General features: G+C 30.2%; 16 protein-coding genes and 1 pseudogene. 1 reads left to right on the plus strand and 16 read right to left on the minus strand.

The window, feature by feature from the left end:
• Positions 1–133: 133 nt before the first annotated feature.
• From CLPA_RS14510 to CLPA_RS14530, 5 genes are all read right to left on the minus strand, one after another.
• The gene (locus CLPA_RS14510) at positions 134–1,603 is read right to left on the minus strand and encodes a glycoside hydrolase family 32 protein (RefSeq protein WP_003445260.1); all 1,470 of its coding nucleotides are present in this window, start codon (positions 1,601–1,603) and stop codon (positions 134–136) included.
• Between the two features lie 71 nt (positions 1,604–1,674).
• Entirely contained in the window at positions 1,675–3,564 is a 1,890-nt protein-coding gene (locus CLPA_RS14515) for a sucrose-specific PTS transporter subunit IIBC (RefSeq protein WP_003445262.1), read from the minus strand.
• Positions 3,565–3,810: 246 nt separating this feature from the next.
• Positions 3,811–4,656, minus strand: coding sequence for a BglG family transcription antiterminator LicT (gene licT / locus CLPA_RS14520; protein ID WP_003445263.1), 846 nt, complete (start codon positions 4,654–4,656; stop codon positions 3,811–3,813).
• Positions 4,657–5,233: 577 nt separating this feature from the next.
• Positions 5,234–6,880: a ribosomal protection-like ABC-F family protein gene (gene abc-f / locus CLPA_RS14525; RefSeq protein WP_418219445.1), complete on the minus strand. Its 1,647-nt coding sequence runs from the start codon at positions 6,878–6,880 to the stop codon at positions 5,234–5,236.
• Between the two features lie 525 nt (positions 6,881–7,405).
• Entirely contained in the window at positions 7,406–8,914 is a 1,509-nt protein-coding gene (locus tag CLPA_RS14530; protein ID WP_003445266.1) for an FGGY-family carbohydrate kinase, read from the minus strand.
• A 385-nt stretch (positions 8,915–9,299) separates the two neighbouring features.
• Here CLPA_RS14530 and CLPA_RS14535 point away from each other — a divergent pair, with 385 nt between their 5' ends.
• Positions 9,300–9,893, plus strand: a complete 594-nt coding sequence (locus CLPA_RS14535; RefSeq protein ID WP_003445268.1) for a DUF2238 domain-containing protein — start codon at positions 9,300–9,302, stop codon at positions 9,891–9,893.
• A 17-nt stretch (positions 9,894–9,910) separates the two neighbouring features.
• Here the strand turns inward: CLPA_RS14535 and CLPA_RS14540 are convergent, their stop codons facing one another.
• The 11 genes and pseudogenes from CLPA_RS14540 to CLPA_RS14580 form a co-directional block, all read right to left on the minus strand.
• Positions 9,911–10,603: a YdeI/OmpD-associated family protein gene (locus CLPA_RS14540; RefSeq protein ID WP_003445271.1), complete on the minus strand. Its 693-nt coding sequence runs from the start codon at positions 10,601–10,603 to the stop codon at positions 9,911–9,913.
• A gap of 80 nt (positions 10,604–10,683) precedes the next feature.
• Positions 10,684–10,896, minus strand: a pseudogene (locus CLPA_RS21750) (elongation factor G); the annotation flags it as partial.
• 10 nt (positions 10,897–10,906) lie between these two features.
• The gene (locus tag CLPA_RS14545) at positions 10,907–11,611 is read right to left on the minus strand and encodes a DUF3862 domain-containing protein (protein ID WP_003445273.1); all 705 of its coding nucleotides are present in this window, start codon (positions 11,609–11,611) and stop codon (positions 10,907–10,909) included.
• Positions 11,612–11,901: 290 nt separating this feature from the next.
• Positions 11,902–12,030, minus strand: coding sequence for a hypothetical protein (locus CLPA_RS21925; protein ID WP_257786221.1), 129 nt, complete (start codon positions 12,028–12,030; stop codon positions 11,902–11,904).
• Between the two features lie 75 nt (positions 12,031–12,105).
• The gene (eutC, locus tag CLPA_RS14550) at positions 12,106–12,828 is read right to left on the minus strand and encodes an ethanolamine ammonia-lyase subunit EutC (RefSeq protein WP_257786252.1); all 723 of its coding nucleotides are present in this window, start codon (positions 12,826–12,828) and stop codon (positions 12,106–12,108) included.
• A 25-nt stretch (positions 12,829–12,853) separates the two neighbouring features.
• Positions 12,854–14,209, minus strand: coding sequence for an ethanolamine ammonia-lyase subunit EutB (locus CLPA_RS14555; RefSeq protein ID WP_003445277.1), 1,356 nt, complete (start codon positions 14,207–14,209; stop codon positions 12,854–12,856).
• Between the two features lie 27 nt (positions 14,210–14,236).
• Positions 14,237–15,553: an ethanolamine permease gene (gene eat, locus CLPA_RS14560; RefSeq protein ID WP_003445278.1), complete on the minus strand. Its 1,317-nt coding sequence runs from the start codon at positions 15,551–15,553 to the stop codon at positions 14,237–14,239.
• A gap of 26 nt (positions 15,554–15,579) precedes the next feature.
• A complete protein-coding gene (locus CLPA_RS14565) occupies positions 15,580–16,980 on the minus strand; it encodes an ethanolamine ammonia-lyase reactivating factor EutA (RefSeq protein ID WP_003445280.1) in 1,401 nt (466 codons plus the stop codon).
• A 257-nt stretch (positions 16,981–17,237) separates the two neighbouring features.
• On the minus strand, positions 17,238–18,653 hold the full coding sequence (locus CLPA_RS14570; RefSeq protein ID WP_003445282.1) for a histidine kinase N-terminal domain-containing protein: 1,416 nt from the start codon (positions 18,651–18,653) through the stop codon (positions 17,238–17,240).
• Between the two features lie 16 nt (positions 18,654–18,669).
• Complete coding sequence (locus tag CLPA_RS14575) at positions 18,670–19,218, minus strand: ANTAR domain-containing response regulator (protein ID WP_003445285.1); 549 nt, start codon at positions 19,216–19,218, stop codon at positions 18,670–18,672.
• A gap of 274 nt (positions 19,219–19,492) precedes the next feature.
• Positions 19,493–20,716, minus strand: coding sequence for an MFS transporter (locus CLPA_RS14580; RefSeq protein WP_003445287.1), 1,224 nt, complete (start codon positions 20,714–20,716; stop codon positions 19,493–19,495).
• Positions 20,717–20,865: the final 149 nt, after the last annotated feature.

Below are 20,865 nucleotides of genomic sequence, written 5' to 3' on the forward strand. Positions count from 1 at the left end.
TACAAACATATGTTCCGAACAAAAATATAAAAAATCACAAGCAATATTATGTAAATATAACTTGTGATTTTAAAAACTATAAATTTTAATACTCACAGCGTAGAAAATATTATGAGATTTTTATTATAGATTATCATAGTTCCCAGTACTTAACATCAAACTTTACATCACCATTTTTTGAATAAAAAATTATATCTCTGCTATCCCTATTAGGATATATTCTGGCTGTAAAAACTTCTTCCCCATCATTTACAAAGATCTCAATGGAAGAGGTATCCATAAATATGTGAAGCTTTAAATTACCATGATTTTTAACATCACATTTTCTAACTCCCTTTAAGCTTAATCCACTTTTATCTCTATCCAAAATTAATTTTTCACTTTTGACATCATAATAAATTACAGTTTCTTCACTTAAAGTTTCATTGCATCTCAGCTTTATCCCAAATTCTGAAACAGCACTCCAGGAAAAGTCACATAATAATTCATAACTATCACCATTTATGTTATTAAAATCAACCTGTTCATTTTTTATTTCAACATTTCTATAGGATATCTCATTTTTTCTTAAAAGTTTCATTTCCTCTGCTGGTTTTTGAATTATTCTATCATCTTTCATATCTAGTTCTCTTACCATTGAAAGGCAGTGAAGCCAGCCATTTTTAACGGTAGGAGCTTCATCTTCATCCGGCAGTCCTATCCATCCTATCAAAAGCTTTCTTCCTCTATCATCCTCCATGAACTGAGGAGCATAGAATTCAAATCCTCTATCTAATTCCATAAAATTTTTATAATTTAATTTTCCAGTTTTGTAGTCCAAATTTCCTACAAGATAGCCACATTGATATATATTATTATACAGATCACCCTGCTTTTCAACTCCCTGAGGACAAAAGATCAATACATCCTTTCCCTTTATGTTTAGTAAGTTAGGACATTCCCACATATAGCCTAAAAAGCTCAAATCTTCTATATTTGATCCTGCTACTTCCCCTATCAAATTCCAATCAAATAAGTTATAAGAACTATAAAGTATTGCAGTCCCCTGTTCTTTTACTGTTTGAGCTCCTATTACCATATACCATACTCCATCATGTTTCCAAACTTTAGGGTCTCTAAAATGTCTCGTATATCCCTCTGGCTGATTGTTTATAACTGGATTATCACTGCTTTTTATAAAGTTTATATTATCCTCAGTTTGTGCAATGCACTGATAGGTTTCTCTATTTCCACAGCTATTTTTGACATTCCCAGTATATATCAAAGTAAATTTACCATTGTAATCAACTGCACTGCCTGAATAGCATCCATCTTTGTCATACCAATCCCCTGGTGAAAGTGCTATGGGAAGCTGCTGCCAATTAACCAGATCAATACTCTTTACATGTCCCCAATATACTTTTTTACCTTTAGGGAAAAGAGGATTAAGCTGATAAAAGAGATGATACTCTCCATTTATGTTAATAAATCCATTGGGATCATTCATAAAACCTACTGGAGGCATTAAATGGTACTTCAATCTGTGATAATCACTATTAACTCTTTCTTTCCCATCTGAAATTGCCTTATATGCCAATTTCATTAATTCTTCATTTTTATTCATATAACCATCACCATCAAATTTCTATTATTTTTAATTCATTTTATATTAACTCACCAAGCAGCTCTGTAAGTTTATTCTACCCCGACTACCGCTAATCCATCACCTTGTTTTACTTTACCATATTTCAGTGATTTAACAAATTTCATTGAATCAGAATTTGTGACAATAATCATAATTATTGGAGATTCAGCTTCCTCCTTTACTAAATCCAGATCGAATTCCACTAATTTCTGCCCTTTCTTAACCACATCACCAGTTTTAACTAATGCATTAAACCCTTTACCATTCATCTTAACAGTGTCTATACCTATGTGAATAAGCACTTCAACTCCATCACTGGTTTTAATAGCAACAGCATGTTTTGTATCAAACATCAGTGTTATACTTCCATCTACAGGTGCAACTACAACACCATCTTCCGGATCCACTGCTATACCCTTTCCCAATAATTCTTCAGCAAAAGTCTTATCTGGTACCTTTTTAAGGGACATTGCATTTCCATTACTGGGTGATACTAAATTACAAAGAACACTTGCATCTGCCTCATTAATTTCCAAATCATCTAATTCTTCAACTTCTTCAGTATTTTCATTCTCTTCTTCTTTTATGCCAATAATAAATGCGATGATAAAAGCACCTGCAAAGGCTAAAACCAAACCTATTAAGTAGTGAATTATAGAACCCTGCTGTACAATTGCCGTTCCTGGTATACCAGTTACCCCAATACCATTCATTGCAACTTTAGTTAATACAATATAACCGCCGCCTATAGCACCGCCTATAGCTGCTGCTACAAAAGGTCTTACAAATCTTAAATTAACTCCAAAGATTGCCGGTTCAGTTATTCCAAGCAAAGCTGATAGAGCAGCTGGAGAAGCAATTGCTTTTATCTTCTTATTTTTTGTCTTAAAGTAGACTGCAAGAGCAGCACCACCTTGAGCTACATTGGCCATTGACCAAATTGGAAGCAGAAAGTTTTTATGAATCTCAGGATTTGCAATCAGAGCCGCCTCTATGGCATGAAAACTATGCTGTATCCCAGTAATAACAATTAATGAATAACAGCCTCCAAACAATATTCCTGCAAATACTCCTGCTGTATTATATAATGTTTGAAGCCCAAAAGAAATTCCATCTCCAAGTAATCTTCCTGCAGGCCCTATTACTAATAATGAAAAAAATGCACTAATCATTAATGTAAAAAATGGTGTAAGTAAAATATCCAGTACATCTGGAATAATCTTTCTTAAAATCTTTTCTATACGACTCATTACCCAAACTGCAATCAATATTGGAAGAACTGTTCCCTGATAACCTACCATGCCAACATTAAGTCCAAACACAGAAATAGTTGTTTTAATTCCCTCACCAAGGGTCCATGCATTTTGCAGATCTGGATGTATCATTATAGCTCCCAATGCTGCTGCCAAAAATGGATTGGTATCAAATTCTCTAGCGGCACTAAAAGCAATTAAAACTGGTAAAAATACAAAGGCTGCATTTGAAAACATATTTAACAATATATATATTCCACTTTTATCATCTATCCAATGAAAAGTCTGAAACATACCTAGTAATCCCATCAAAAGGCCACTGGCAACTATTGCCGGAATAATTGGAACAAATATATTTGACAGCATTCTTGCAAATTTTGCAAAGACATTCATATTTTTTGCTCCTGCTTTTTTAGTATCACTTAAGCTGGCTTGCTGAATGGAAGTTCCCTCTGTAAATGCATTATAAACTTTATTTACTGTTCCCTGACCAATTATAATTTGAAGTTGCCCTGAGCTATTAAATACCCCTTTAACTGCATCAATTTTTTCAATCTTTTTTACGTCTGCCTTTTTTTCATCTTTTAAAATAACTCTCAATCTTGTGGCACAATGTGCTGCACTTGCTACGTTGCCTTCACCCCCTAAATACTTTAAGATCTCTTTAGCTACTTTGCTATAATCCATTATTTAATCCTCCTTGTATATTTTCTATGCCAGAATACTATTTTTACTAAAAATAATGTTATCTTTTTTTATAGTTTTAATTTATTTCTCTTACAAAATTTATGCTTATTAAAAATTCCGACATAATCAATACTTTAAATTTATAAAATAAAAAAACCTAAATTGAAAAGTATACCTATTGTATATACTTCAATTTAGGTTTTGCCTGCATAACCAGTAACAATCCCAGATATTAAATTTTATCTTTTAATTGTGCTCTATACTAGAAATAACTCTCTGTATATGGAGAGTAAGATAGACTACTTCACCATCATTTATTTTATAATGATAATTTTTTTCAACAAATTTCTTTATTTTCAATGCACAATTATGAGGTTGTTTATAATTTTCCCTTACTATTTCTAAAAATTCGTCCTGATCCTGAGATAAAGTTTTATTTGAAATTACCCTTTGAGCAAAATACTTCAAATGTGTTATCAACCTATCATAGGAAATATCTTCTTCATTAAATTCTATGGTAAAAAAGTATTTTATTATATTCAATATTTGCTGAACAATTGTAGTTATATTCATGGTATTATCCATGCTTTCATTAAGAGAAGCATCAATTAAATGCAATGCAATATAACCAGCTTCATCTATATTCATTTTGATATCGAGTTCTTTTTCAATCAGTTTAATCGCCCATAGACCAACTTCATATTCTTTTTTATGAATCCTTTGAATTTCCCAAAGTAAATGATTTTTAAGATTAATCCCTTCCTTAAATCTTTTAATGGCAAAGGCTATATGATCTGTAAGTGCTATATAAATATGATCATAAAATTCCGTATTTAATTTTTCTTTACCGTAGCTTATTATAGCTTCAGATAATTTTACATATTCCAAGGGAATTTCATTTATTAACTTTTGAAACTTTTCATTTTCAATTGTATTTTCCAGAATAAAGACTTTTTCAATTTTTGAATTAGAAATAATATCTCCTGTCTTCTTTTGAAAAGCAATTCCTCTTCCCATAACCACTTTTTCAAGCTTTGTATTCTTATCTAAAGTTGTAACTACATTGTTATTCAATATTTTTTTAATTATCATAGTAATCACCCCAACGTTATGTGATATAAACAGAGTTCTTTGTTTCAGGTGGAATCTTTTCCCATCTGAAACTTACTAACAGAGTTCTTAGTATCGGTATTTTCGATACTTAGAAATCGTTGTCCTTTAGGGTAAATCGTTATCCAGGTACGTAGCATCCGTTATTTCCCACTGTGCAAAGTGCGTTGGAAGTATTACGGATGGTAGTCATCGGATAAAATGCTATTATCTATTATAAATATAACTTAATAGAATTATTTAAATATATCAATAATAACTAGCAAATTTATTATTCACATAATAAAACACCCAAATTAAAATAAATACAAATTTATCTTAACTTGGGTTTTGCCTGCCTAACAGTTACAATCCCTTTATTCATTTTATGAGCTTATGATAACATTTTCATTATTATCTGTCAACATGTTTTTAACAATATTTTATTATCATTTTAACTTTTAGCTTATTTCAAATTTAAAATAATTAGCACTGTATAGGATAAATTATTATACAAATAATTATAGTTTTATCTTTTGTAAAAGGAGTAAAGGGTGCAATTACGCACCCTTTACTTCAGCTATATATTTTTAAATTTTAATTTTAAATCCTTTAAATCTTTTAATATTTTGTAATATTCCTTATCAAGAGCTTTAACATCATCCTTTTTAGAAGGAGCAGAAAGCTTACCTATAACTTCTGAAAGACGATTTTCAAGCACGAGTACTTGTTTTTTTATCTCTTCTTCTCTGTGAATTACAGGATTATTCTTTTTCTCCATATATTCTTCATAGGTTCCCCTTGAAGCTTCAATCTCATGATTTTCAATGTATAGAATATTATCTGCTATGGCATTTATAAATCTTCTGTCATGAGAAACCAATAGGATAGTGCCAGAATAGTCCTTTAGTACCTTTTCAACAATTTCAAGAGAATCTACATCCAAATAATTAGTGGGTTCATCCAGTATAAGTAAATTTATATCACTAAGTATAAGCTTTGCAAAACAAACTTTAACCCTTTCTCCTCCGCTTAGAACTTTAACCTTTTTATATACATCTTTATCTTTAAATAAAAGCCTTGCCAAGGTAATTCTAACAAAGTTTTCATCATATATGCTATTTTTAGTTACATTTTCAAGTATACTCAGTTCCTCCTCTACAATATCAAGACTCTGACTATAATACCCTATTTTAAGAGCTTTTGATTTTTTTATTGAAACCTCTCCATTTATAATCATCTTTAAAAGAGTACTTTTTCCGCATCCATTGGGTCCTATAAGAGCATTTTTAGAATTATTATATATAGTAAATTCTGCATCTTTAAATATAATTTTATTTTTGAAGGCTTTATTTATGTTATTTCCACAGATAACTATATTACTATGAAGTTTATTTTCTTCTGGTACATCTAGTTTTATCCTTTTTGTCTCAGGAGGTTTTCCCTTTATATTTATATGCTCTAATCTTTTCTCCATATTCTTTGTGGTTTTATTAAGATTGGCTTTTGCCTTCTGTCCACCCATTCTATGAAGTCTTGCCTCGGAATTTCCCATACGTTTTGGAGTCCTTTTTATAGAGTCCCCCTTCCTTTTCACATTTTCAATAGCTCCCTCAATTCTACCTTTCTCCTTTATATATTGTTCATATTCAAAGACTTCTCTGTTATATTCCTGATCTTTCTGTTCTCTATAACTTCTGTAGTTACCTCTATATTCTTTAATTTTTCCCTTATTTAAATCAATTATCTTGTTGCACAATCTATCAAGAAATTCTCTATCATGAGATACAATTATAAAAGCTCCTCTATACTTTCTAAATTTTTCTTCAAGAATTTCTATACCTTCAATATCTAAATTACTGGTAGGCTCATCAGCTATTATCATATTACTGTTTTCATAAAATCCCTTAGCAAGCTTAAATCTAGTCTTTTCCCCTCCGCTTAAATTACTATCCCATTTTATATTAGCACCAAAGGCTTTGGCAGCCTCACTATCTATACTTCCCTGAATCTCTTTATCAAGCTGTCCTATTAAGCTGAATTTACCATAGCTTTTAACGGTTCCTTCGTATTCATTGTCTATTCCAGCAAGTATATTTATAAGTGTAGTTTTACCTTCACCATTAATACCTACAAGACCAATTCTATCCTCAGAATATATCTTAAGATCTTTTATATCAAGTATTAACCTGTCTCCAAAATACTTTTTTATACTTTTACATTCCATTAACAACAAAAAATCCCCTCCTTAAACCTAGAGAGGATAGCATCCTTAAATATCAATTAATCTCATTTAGCCAAAATAACATATTTGCTAAAGCTAGATTAATTCCTGCAAACCTTACGCCCTTATATTATTTTTAAGATACATGGGGTACGCAGGATAAATATTACTATAAAAGTACAATTAAAAGTGTATTTACACAATGGAATACACAAATAAACCTGCAGCAAACCGCAAGTAAAAATAAATACTTTTAGCCAGTAATAAAGATATTATAAAAGCAATGATAAACTATCCACTCATAGGTTTTAATAAAATTAAACACAAAAACTTAATCTGTAAATTTAAAGTTTTAATTATTTATTAAATGATCCTTATAAGTGAATTACATTCTCATGGCTGCAAATACCTTTACCCTTTCATTTATTTATTAGATTTGTACTTTACAGATTTATTGTAGCATGGTATTTAAATAAAAGCAATGTTACTCAGTTAAATCACAAGACAAATTAATTAAACTGTAAAATATTATTTCATTGTCTTTAAAATATCTTTTTGAAATTTACGCTGCTGTCTGTAAAATTCAGTATTATATAGATTAGGCATGTATTCATTATGAATTTTCACAATACCGATTAATGACTTTTTTAAATCTTTAATATTACCTACCGCATAAGAACCTACAATACAATTTGTCATTACAGCTCCCCTCGACACCTGAAGTGTCATAACTTCAGTGCCTATTATATCCGCTTTAATCTGATTCCACAGATCATCTTTACTTCCGCCTTCTGCTATGGTAATAGTATTAATATCAATACCTGCACCTCTATAGACATCAGTAATCTCCAAATACTCATAGGCAATCGATTCCAAAATAGCCCTCCACAAAACATATTGGTCTGTATCTAAAGTCATATTTATAAAACTTCCCTTAAGATTTGAATACTCTCCATGGGTATCTGTTAAATAAGGCAGAAAAAATACGCCATTACATCCTGGAGAAACTTTTCTCGCTTCTCTGCTTAATCTTTCATAATAGTTATCATCCTCTGATTTCTTGCAAAGGTTATCCTTAAACCATCTTAAAGATAATCCTCCAGTCCTTACAAATCCCCAGTAAAAGTATGTATTTTCAAGAGTTCCAGAGTTAAAAATAAGTCCACTTCCTCTTCTGCTGAGTTCCGGTACGATCCCACTGGTAGAAACACAAAACATGGCACAAGTCCCAGCCACATCTACTGCTCTATTTGCATCAATTACTCCATTACCAAGCATAGACTGCATAGTGTCGCCAGCACCAGCACAAATAGGAATACCTTCTGGAAAACCAGTTTCTCTGGCAGACTCTATTGATAAACCTCCAATTATATCCCAAGGTTTCACAATTTTAGGCATATAACCTTTATCTATACCTAAGATTTCAAGTTGCTCATATGACCATTCTTTATCATAAACACGATATCCAAGTCCCCAGCCAGACATAGTTCCCCAATCAATAAAAGCATCCTCACTATTTAATCCTGCAAGTCTTGACAAAATATAGGCAGCATTATGTACAAACTTTTTGCCTGATTTTTTAAAATTTTCATCATTAGCTAAAATCCATCTTGCATGCATAGCTGGAAACATGCAGCTTGCCTCAGCATTTCCCGTTTCTTTCTGCCATAGGGATAGATTTAAATTGTTAATGACTTTAACATCTTCCTCAGTTCTAGAATCCAAATAATTTATATATGGTGTAATAGCTTCTCCACTCTCATCAATCCCAACTATACCGCATATAATGCCGTCACCCATAATAGATTTAACTGAGTTTAAAGGTATTTTTTTATTTCGTAACTGAAGTGCACATTCCTTCATTCCCTTTTTAGTAAGATATAGATATTCCTCTGCATCCATTTCCACCCAGCCAGTATGGGGATATTTTAAAGTGGTTTTATTGGCTGCTTCAGCTACACAATTCATATGTTCATCATATATGGCAACCTTAACACTTTGAGTACCAGCATCAAATCCAAGAAAATACTGCTGCATTTTTAATACCTCCTGCATTCTATAAAAAAATTTTATACCTTCATAAATATTTATATCATTATTGTTAACCTATTAAATTGCATAATTAATTTATTTTCACTCATACATCTATATATGGGGTCTTTGATTTCAAATGTATACTGTATATAGAATTTGAAATTTAAAATTATGCAATATGAAATTTCATCAATTAATAATGAAAAGCTAATCATGTAGCTCTTCAAATTATTAATTTTCTTTTTTCTTTTATATTATCATATGTATTCCACAGATAATGCATATAAATTTCAAATATACAGAAAATAATTACTATAAACAACAATAAATTTATCATGTATATACTAATGGTTAATAACTATAAATCCATAGAAAGGATAATATTTTTATGCTTAATAAAAATAATAATAAATCAGTAATTGTAATAGCCGCATTATTTGAACTAATTCTTACCACCACAGTTATAACTGCTATTTTATCAAGGCAATGGAAGATTTTATACCTATCTCTGCTGGCTGCAGTCTGTCTTATACTTCCTTTTATAATTACATATATCTCTAATATAAAGAATATAATGCTACCTCCCAGCTTTAACTTGGTAAGTTTGTTATTTATTTTTTCTGCACAATATTTAGGTGAAATCAAGAGATTCTATGATATATTTTGGTGGTGGGATATATTTCTTCACAGCATATTCGGTATGTACGCAGTTATAATAGCCTTATATATAATACAGGGAATTATAAAAAAGAAGCAGGGAATTACAAAGCAGCGGCTTATTCTTTTCAATGGAGTATTTTCATTTAGCTTTTCAATAGCCTTGGGTACATTATGGGAGATGTTTGAATTTACAGCAGATTGTTTATTTAAAACTAATATGATAACAGGTGGATTTCAAGATACTGCTACAGATCTTATTGCAAAAATTTTAGCTGCTTTTATTACCTGCGCAGTATATTATCATCATAGCTTAAGAAAATAAGAGATTGAATATTGCCTCTAGCTATTAGCTGAAAGCCATTTTCGATAAAGTTCTTTTGTCTTAAATCCTTTACTGAGTATCATTTCCATTTCAGACAAACGCTTTTTTCTGGTTGCTTCCTGTTTAGCACTATAGACATATCTTGCCCAATCTTTTTTATATCCAGAAGTTAAATTTTTATAAAACTCAGACAAAATGGTATCACCAGAAAGATAATCTTCAATTTCAGGTATATATTTAATATAGTCATCTACATATTGGCTGCTGGCAGTTGAAGTCTTTCTTTTGCTAGAACCAGCCTCTTTTACCCCCACAATAGTAAATGTTTCATCTAAGCTTACCATTCGCGCAAACTTTACATTACTATCTCCAATATATCCATCTCCCTTGTCATCTACATTTAAACTAGGAAGAATTTCATCTCTATGAATAAAATCTGAGTATATTTTATTGCCCTTTTTAGGATATGCAATATATAAATATCCATTACTATTTAATCTATTTTCATTAATGACTTCATCAATAATTTCTTTTAAGCCATTAATATTGAATACAAAAGCAAAAATCAGATCATATTTATCCTTATTAAAAGTGGAATCATATTTTTGTAAACTATGAAAATATTCATTTTTCAGCTCTGGTAAATTAATTATCGCAATAGAATTATACTTATCTAATTTTAATTTTTCTACAATAGTTTTTTCAGCCAAATTTATTCACCCTTCCTATTTTGTTTAAATAGTAAAATATTTTAATTTAATCATTATTTGAAACTAGTAAAAAATGCCATCTACAAACAATGCATATAGCTTTCCGCCTCATCTCCCTTTATTAAAAAAGCCTCTCCTTTCGAACAGAAAATAGAAGCAGATGTATAGTCAATATCGGCATTTTTATTATATCCTATTTTATCAATTATCTCTTTCTCATTATGACAAATATCATATCCATCAAAGATAAAATTTATTTTTCCCTTTCCCTTGGTTAGTGAAGTAAATTCTATTATTTAATTCCTATTTTAAATCATACTGCTTTTTGGATTCCAATTTTCCATCTATAAAGTTAACATTCAAATAACTTTCATCTTCATTTGTCCATATATAAGTTTCAGCACTGTAATCTTCTTCCATAGATTCATAGCTTAATTCACCTTTACCAAGTATTGATTTAACTTCACTATAAGTCATATTAGTCTTTAATCTATCGTACATGTTTTTTGTTACCTTTGCATTTTTTGACTCCAAATCAACCTGCGATTTATCTATTACTTTATTATTTAAAAAACTTATATATATACCTGTTTCATCAGAATTTTCCCATTTATAATCAGCTGCTTCATTACTAAAATGTCCCGAAGAGGATTCTTCTTCTCCCTCACCAAGTATCTTCTGTACCTTATCATAGGTCATTCCCATTTTTATTTCCATAAATTTTTCCATAGTATATTTTCTATTTTCAACTTTATCGTTATTATCATAATTTTTATTATTATCATAATTATAGCTATTACTACTGATGTTTTCCGATTTTCCTTTAAAAACCCCCATGTTGTGTAAAGCAAAAAATACAGATATACCTATAGGTATTATAGATAAAATAATTCTAAAGTTACTAAAATTAAAACTTCTTTTCTGTTTCATTCCACAGCGAGGACAAATTTTAGTATCTATAGGAATATCTTTAGTACAATAAGGGCATTTTTTAGTTCTATTATTCATTTCTTTTCTCCTTTTATTTTATATAACTATTTTTCTCTTTGATAAATTTTATTAATTTTTCCTCTATATGTATTATCTTTATTTTTTATTTGCTTATCAACAGTTTTTTTAAATATTTTTGTAAAAAATCAATAGGTTAGTCAGATTACTCTGAATTTGATCTCAATAAGCTTAAATTGCACAAGTAACACTAAACAGGACAGAGCACATAAAAATTGCTCTGTCCTGTTTAATAAATTTATTTTTTCTTCACATTAATAACAATTCATATAATAGAAATCAAATAAATTCTACTTGTTTGGCAACCCTCTAACGGGTTTTCTCATATTTGTGTCTGTATCCATGGTTATTGGATTCGCTGTCTTTGGATTTTGAGTTTTGTTGTCATTTCTAGACTTTCTCTCTGATTTTGTAGGCATAAAATCAACTCCTTTCCCTTTTACTTTCCCCAAGGTTAAAAGGAGTTATTCCCATTTGTACTCCTAGAAATTATTTTATATCTTCAAATCAACTCCACTTTTCTTTTCTTTCAGCATTACTTGTATTAAATCTACTATTTGTGCTCCAGCTTCCACCGGCGGCATACCATTTCTATGAATATTGGATATTACAGTTCTCTGTGATTCCGGCTTTTTGGTACTGGATTCATAGGCCATATAGCAACTCATACTTTCACCAGTAGCAAGTCCAGGTCTTTCTCCTATAAGTATTATAGTAATCTTTGCATTTAACGCTTCACCTATCCTATCCATGGTTGCAACTCTGGCAAATTTTATAAATATAGGTGTACCAACTTTATAGCCTTTAGCTTCTAATCCATCTAAAATAATTGAATATATATCTCTTAAATTTGCATTAATAGCAGTAGAGCTGAGTCCATCTCCTGCTATAATCTGCACCTCTGGAGAATGTATACAATTTTTTTTGATATATTCAATAGTATCTTTAGAAAATTTCCTTCCAAAATCAGGCCTTGTTATATATTCTTCTTTATCCGTTACTACAGTTTGTATTTTCAAAAAATTAAGTTCATCAATTGATTTTTCATCTACAGCTGACCAAACGGCATCCATAGCTACGGCATGATCTGCCCTGAATTTCAGTAATGTATCTGTTTTAAGTCTGGTTCCAGCTTTTCCAACACATACTCTTGCTGGAGTAGTTTCCTTAATTCTCATGCACATTTCCCTATCCAAAGGGTTATCTATACTTATTATGTCATTTTTCAATTAACTCACCACACTATCTAAATATAGAAGGATCTCCAGCTCTTTCTGTAAGCCTTCCCTCTTCCATTATTCCTAACTCTTCCATTCTCTTTTCAAATTTATCTATAGCTCTTTTTTCAGTTATTTCCCTTAAAGTTGCTATATCATGATAACTTGAAGATTGATACATAAGCATTACATCATCACCACAGGGAATTCCCATAAAATAATTACAATTTGCCATGGAAAGAAGCATAGCTAAATTCTCCAGATCATTTTGATCTGCCTTCATATGATTTGTATAACAGGTATCAACCCCCATAGATAACCCTGTTAGCTTTCCCATGAAATGATCTTCAAGTCCTGCCCTTATAACCTGCCTTCCATCGTATAAATATTCCGGTCCAATGAATCCAACAACTGTATTAACAAGAAAGGGATTATACCTTTTGGCAAGTCCATAGCATCTTGCTTCCATCACAAGCTGATCAGCACCATTATGCCCTTCTGAAGAGAGTTCTGACCCCTGCCCTGTTTCGAAATACATAAAATTATCTCCTTTAGAACTTTTATTTAATTTCATAAGTTCATAAGCTTCATCCAATAAGTTTACATTTATTCCAAAGGCTCTATTTGAAATTTCAGAACCTGCCAGACTTTGAAACATAATATCTATTGGTACACCCTTTTTAAGAGCTTCCATCTGGGTTGTTATATGGGCAAGTACACAATTTTGTGTTGGTATTTTCCATTTAGTTGTAAACTCATTAAATTTATTTAGTATTTTAGAAACACTTTCTATAGTATCTACTACAGGATTAAGACCAATCACAGCATCTCCAACTCCATAACTTATTCCTTCCATTACAGAAGCCATTATTCCATCTATATCATCTGTGGGATTATTAGGCTGAAGTCTTGCTGATAAAGTCCCCCTTTTACCTATAGTAGTATTACAGGTAGCAGTATTACAAAATTTTTGTGCTCCGTATACCAAATCCATATTAGTCATAAGCTTAGTTACTGCTGCTATAATTTCTGAAGTCAATCCATCTCTTATAGATTTTATTTCATCTTCACTCTTTGAAAGTATCAAATCTCTAAATTCTCCTACTGTAAGAGATTTGATTTTGTCATACTGCTTCTCATCAACAGAATCCTGAATTACTTTTGTAACTTCATCTTTTTCATAAGGCACTACAGGATTATTTCTAAGTTCCTCCAAAGTAATATCTGCTAACACAATTTTTGCTGCCACTCTTTCAGCAGTACTCCTAGCAGCAATTCCTGCCAGTACATCTCCTGATTTCTCCTCATTAGCCTTGGCAAGCAAGTCTTTTATATCTTTAAATTCATAAACTGTACTAAATAATGTTGTCTTTAAATTCATAAAAATCACCTGTCTAACTTAATTATATTAAATTGCCTTTTCCTGTTCCTCCTGAACTGATACTGATGCCGTTAACTTTGAATATATAAAGTAGTAGATAAAAGCTGCTACGAAAGCTACAATTACCCAGGATATTGTTGAAGTATTAGAATATATTGTAGTCACTAAAAATATGCAATTAAGTATTAATGCTATAAGAGGTAATGCTATCGACACTTTATAAGGCCTCTCCATATCCGGTTCTTTCTTTCTTAAAAGAAAAAATGCAACCATACTTATTGCATGAAGAGCAATGGCACCAAAACTTGATATTACTATTATTGTTGCAGTATTGTTTAAAAGCACAAAAACCATTCCTATAAGACTTGGTATTATTATGGCTGCCACAGGTGCACCCTTTGAATTGACCTTTGATAGAAATTCAGGTAAATATCTTGATCTTGACATTGCAAATATCTGTCTTGAATATCCTATAATAATTCCATGAAGACTTGCTATAAGACCAAATAGTCCTATAAAGCTCATCAATTTAGATAATATGTTTCCCTTTCCAAATATAACATTCAAAGTATCTGGAAGAGGTGAATTTGTAACCCCTAAAGTTTTATTATCAAGTACTCCAGCTGTACAAACAAAAGTGATTAAAGCTAGAATCATAAGGGTAAGTACTGCAAATATAAATCCCTTTGGTATGTCCTTTTTAGGATTTTTACATTCTTCTGCAGACATTGCGCCTCCTTCAGCAGCAAGATAAAACCATATTGCAAAGGGAATAGCATTGAAAATTCCTGAAAAACCGCCTTTGTATATATCTCCCCCAAATATTCTCGTAAAATCTACATGTCCAATACTAGCACCAGAAAAGATTATAAGTCCTATAATTGCTATAACTGTAACAACAGTTTCAATTATAGCTGCTGTCTTTACTCCAAAACAATTTATGGCAACAAATATGGCATAAAAAACAAGTCCTGCTAAAGTTACTGGTATAGACGGTATAATAAAATTAACATAGGCACCAATGGATATTGCTATAGCTGGAGTGGCAAACAAAAATTCCATTATACATGAAAATCCTGCAAAAAATCCTCCAAATCTACCCATTGTCCTCGCCGCAAACTCCGAAGAGCCGTCTGCCTTTGGCATTGCAGTAGCCAGTTCTGCATAGCTAAACATAAAGCTTCCATAAAATACAGTTACTATCAATGTGGCAATTATAAAACCAACGGGACTTGTAAATGACATTGCATTATTCCATCCAAAATACATTCCCGATATAACCATTCCCACTATAATCGCCCAAAGTTGAAAAGGTGATAAAGTTTTTTTTAATTTATTAACCATAATAATTCCTCCTAAAAATAATTATTTTAATTTTTAAATATTAATGTCTTTATAACAACAGGGACTACACTGGATATGGGTTTACCTATATCCACATAATCTCCATTTTCTACTTTAATTCCATCTATGCAAATTAATTTTTTAGAATCTTTCAAAATATTTTTAATTCTTTGCCCAAGGGCCTTGGCAAAATCATTTTCTATTATAATAATAACTGGATTATTTCTATTTTTTACTGCATCTAAAATACTTTCAGCAATGATTTTTATATCCTCATAGGATGGTGACTTGGGACCTTTAAAGGCAAGTGCTACATTTAAACCTTCATATAAATTAATTTTATTTATAATATCATCATTAATAATTCCTCTGCTGTCTTCTGACAACTTGATAATTGGTATATTCTTCATTTGCAATATTTCATTATCAAAAACTACTGTACTCCCGCTTATGTCCATAGAGTAACTTCCTACGCCAATTACAGTAGCTCTTATTTTTTCCTTAGGCTCACTTATTTTAAATCTATTTTTCTTAAAATTATCTCTTATAGAACATCCTAAAAGGGGTCCAATATCACCATATTGCACAATCTGTTTCCACTGATTTATGATTTTATCACTATATACAAATTCAGAGACTCCACCAGAAAGCATAAAATTCTCAGCTTTCAACTTTTTATTCTTATGTCCTATAAAAAGTTCCTCTATGTCTTTATTTAATTCTTCATTCTTTGCAATCTTAACCAGTATATCTGCAAAGACATTGGTGAGTATTTTTAACTGATGGATCTGTGGAACATAACCAATTTTTAAATTTAACTTTAAATTTTTTATAAGTGCTAAAATTTTTTCAGATATGTAGGTTATTTTACAATCCTTATCAAATTTTATTAATCTTCCTCCAATATCAAGGGCAAAAGCATCTACAACTTCACCAGCTTCAAATAAAACTGTATTTGTAGTTCCACCCCCTATATCAAAATTAATAACCTTCGATGCAGTATTTTTAGAAAATTCTGCTGCTCCTGATCCATAGCCTGCTAATATAGATTCTAGATCAACTCCAGCTGTAGCTACAACAAAATCTCCTGAAAATTCTGAAAGTGCACTTAAAACCTGCTCAGCATTTTCTTTTCTTGCAGTTTCTCCAGTAATTATGATAGCACCTGTAGCTACATCTTCCTTAGCTATACATGCCTTTTTGTATTCATTATCTATTATTTTTTTAATTTCCTCCAAATTTATTTTTCCTGAAGAAAATAATGGCGTAAAATATATTTTACTTTTATAGATAATTTTTTTATCTGTTATTTTTACATTTGGTATAGAAAAAGGGCCAGCTATATTATTTACAGTTATCTTACTGAATATTAACTGAGTTGTAGTAGTCCCAATATCTATTCCAACACTTAATATTTCCTCCTTCAACCTATACACTTCCCTCCTTTTTTTGATAATCTCAGTAAAATAAAAATGAGCCTAGATATACTTGTTCATATATCTAAGCTCCATTGCTCAGCAACATTTTTATTAAATTTTTAATAAATAAAAAGACAGATTTTTAACATTAACTTTCAAAAATAACGCTCCGTTGCATTACTTCCATGCTTCATAGTGTATCATAATAATTTATCAATGTAAAGAGCATTTTTGTTAAAAATTAATAATTTTGCTGCGTATTATTATTAATTTTTAAAATAAAATACAGATTTTGTACCATTTTCATTTGATTGAATATTTATATTCCCATTCAATTTATCTTTTACTATACTCCTTACAATATTGAGTCCTAAGGTTTCATTTTCTAAAAGCTTCATGTCAAATCCTCTTCCACTATCACTAACTGAAATACTTGAATAGGTCTGGCCGGTGTTTATAGTTATCTGAATATCTCCTTCATCTTTATCATCAAAAGCGTGTTTAAGTGAATTCTCTATAAATTCATTGACAACTATTGCAATAGATGTGGCTTTATCTGAATTTATCTTTAAATTATCTCCACCGAGTTCTATACTTATTTTTTTATTACATTGTATTGAATTTCTAATGGCATTATCTTTTATTTTAGACAATATTGTTTTTATATCCGCATCATCTATACCCTTCTGAGATAAAACCTCATGAGTTGTAGCTATACTCAAAATTCTATTTATACTCTCATCAAAGGCTCTTTTAGCCTCAGCATTATCTATTCTTCTGGACTGAAGTCTGAGTATACTTGCTATTGTCTGAAGATTATTTTTAACTCTGTGATGTATTTCTCTAATTGCAACAGCTTTTAAAATAAGCTCCTTTTCCTTTTCTTTTATATCTGTTAAATCCTTTATAAGCATGATTATTCCATATACATTATTTAATTTTTTTATAACTGCATATTTGGTTTGTAAAACAAATTTACCTACATTAGCTTCTAGTACTATGGACTTTTTTTCCTTCATCATATCATGAAAATTTACTTCATTTAAAACTAAATTATCAAAAGACATACCCACTAGTTTATCTTTATAACCTATTTTTCTATATAATTCCTCAGCTTTATAATTTACATAAATACAAACACCTAATTCATTTATTGCTAGAATCCCATCATTTATCAAATTATATGCCACAGCATTTTCATAATCTGAATCCTTTATATTCATCAACGTTTCCGAAAGCTGTTCTGTAGTTTGAGATAAAATTTCCACATTGCGGCTTTGAGTTACATCTTCAGTTATGTCCTTTTCCATAATTAAGACACCAATTATCTTATCATCTCTATTTTTAATTGGAACAGTATTTTGTTTAACTACTATATTTTCCTGAGTTATAGCCTTTAAATCTGTAGTTTCCATTCCTATTTCCAATGTTCTTAGTGCTGCAGGTTCATTTTGCCTTAGAGCAATTTTCCCCACAACATAGCTTTTATATAGCGATTTACAGTTTGTAGGCTTTGCTTCCGAAACTACAATTGCAACATCATGATCTCTAGTAAGACAGTCTATAAATATATCTCCTTTTACAAGATTTGCAAACATAGGAATTGATTTTTCAATATTCTCTAGTTGAGCTATATCTTCTTTAGACAAATCAGTGTGTAATTTACATAGTTTTTTAAGCATATCATATCTCCTAAATTTACTTATATCTAATTATGTTTTTAGAGGTTTCAAATATAGATGCTTGTTTGTCCATACTCATCTTTCTCAATTTTTTATAGGCATCATTTTCTGTTAAATTATACTTTTCCATGAGAATTTCCTTTGCTGTATGTATTGTTTTAATATTTTCTATCTTATCTTTAATATGCTTGATTTCCTTTCCTTTAGCAATGGCAATCTCCACCTGAGGTATAAGCCTGTTTTCATCTATAGGTTTTACAATATATCCTATAGCACCAATTTCTTTTACCTTGTCTATAAATTCCTTTCCGCTGTATGCTGTAAGCATTATTACTGATTCTACAATATTTTCTTTAATTAAAAGTTCTGCCGCTTGAATTCCATCTAATTTAGGCATTTTTATATCCATGAGAACAAGGTCAGGTTTAAATCTCCTACAAAGTTCAACTACTTGTAATCCATTTGACGCCTGCCCCACAACATAATATCCAGCAGATGTTAGCATTTCACATATATCCATTCGGGTAATAGGTTCATCTTCTGCTACTATTATTGAACTACTCATTTATATAATCACCTCCATCATATATTATGATTTAAACATAATTTAATAACAATTACAATGTTTATAGCAAAAAACCAGTATGTTTATTATCATTATGTTAAATCTATATTTTGGTGACAATACTTTATAAAAAATATGTAATCTCTATTTCAATTTGAATTTTTATAATCTATTCTTATTATATTGTAATTCATATCAATTATTTTTTATAAAAAACCTCTCAGTTTTTTCAAATTTTTAACATATGAAATTTCTCCAGGAAAGTATTCAACTATTAAGATTCATTAATTAATCTAGCTTTAAAACCTACTAAAACAATAATTATTATAAAAGGTAAAATCAGTGTAAAAAAACCTGCCTTAAAGCTAAACAATCCAAGAATAAAACTTATAATCATAGGTGATATGAATAGTGAGACACCTGTACTAAAAGTTATTATTGTAGAAATATTAGCACTATTACCGGGTATAACTGATATAATTTTATAATTTACAAGATTTAAAAAACCTAAACCCATACCAACTAAAAATGAGGCAAAGGATATAAAAATTATATTATAATTTGTAGCCATAATTATAAAAGCAATAATTATAATACAAGAAGAACATATGAATATATATGTAGATTTTAAATAATTTAAAAGATGACCTCCTAAAAATACTACAAATAAATAAGCTATTCCAAGTAAAGCAGTAACTAAAGAAACCGAACTTGATTCTTTATGCATAAATCCTACCAAAAGTAATACCATCAGTATTCTAAAGCAAGAAGTCAAACCAGAGCTGGCACTTTCACCATAAGCTACAAATAATAATTTTGGTTTTTTAAGCATTTTTACTAAATTCATAATAGAAGATGTAATTTTCTCACTTTTTTTATGTGTATTAATAGCAATTTCTATTTTAGTTTCAGAGAATATTTCAATTAAATTGGCTATTAAAATTATAATAGCAATAAGTATAAAAGTTAAAGTGAATCCCAGTTTATCAGATAAAAAACTTGCTAAAATAGGACCTAAAATTGTAAGTCCTATACTGCTGCTGCCCTTATACCATCCCATTTGAGATGATTTTAAAAATGGAAGAATTTTAAAACACCAGGAGTTTAAAGCAGTTAATCGCGTAGAACATGTTAGACCTTCTATAAATGCAAATAATAATAATATGCTAGGATTATTTGCATTTGTAATTGATAAAACTATTAAAAAACTAAGAAAACTACTTGTAATAAAAACTTTTTTTATGCCAAATCTATTTACTAATAAACCCACAGGTATTACTAAGAGAAAATGACTCATTCCACGGCTACCAGTAATTAATCCAACTTGAATAGTATCTGCACTTAGCTTTAATGCAAATAATGGTATTAGAAGAGACATAGCACCTACAACTGTACCATAAATAAAAGATTGAAATAAAAAACTAAAAAATGCTTTATTTGAAATTTCTACATTACTAAATTCATACTGAGAAACTTCACTTTTTGCTAATGACTCCATTGGAATCCCCCTTTTTGATTGAAGTAAGTTCTTAATTCAGGTGGGGATTCTTTTACCCCATCTGAATTTTAGAACTGCAAATGCATAGCTTACTTGGCGTCGAACTCCCACTTGAAGAAAAGCAGAGAACCAAAATCTTTTTTTTGATT

Source organism: Clostridium pasteurianum DSM 525 = ATCC 6013 (assembly GCF_000807255.1).
Classification (GTDB): Bacteria; Bacillota; Clostridia; order Clostridiales; family Clostridiaceae; genus Clostridium_I; species Clostridium_I pasteurianum.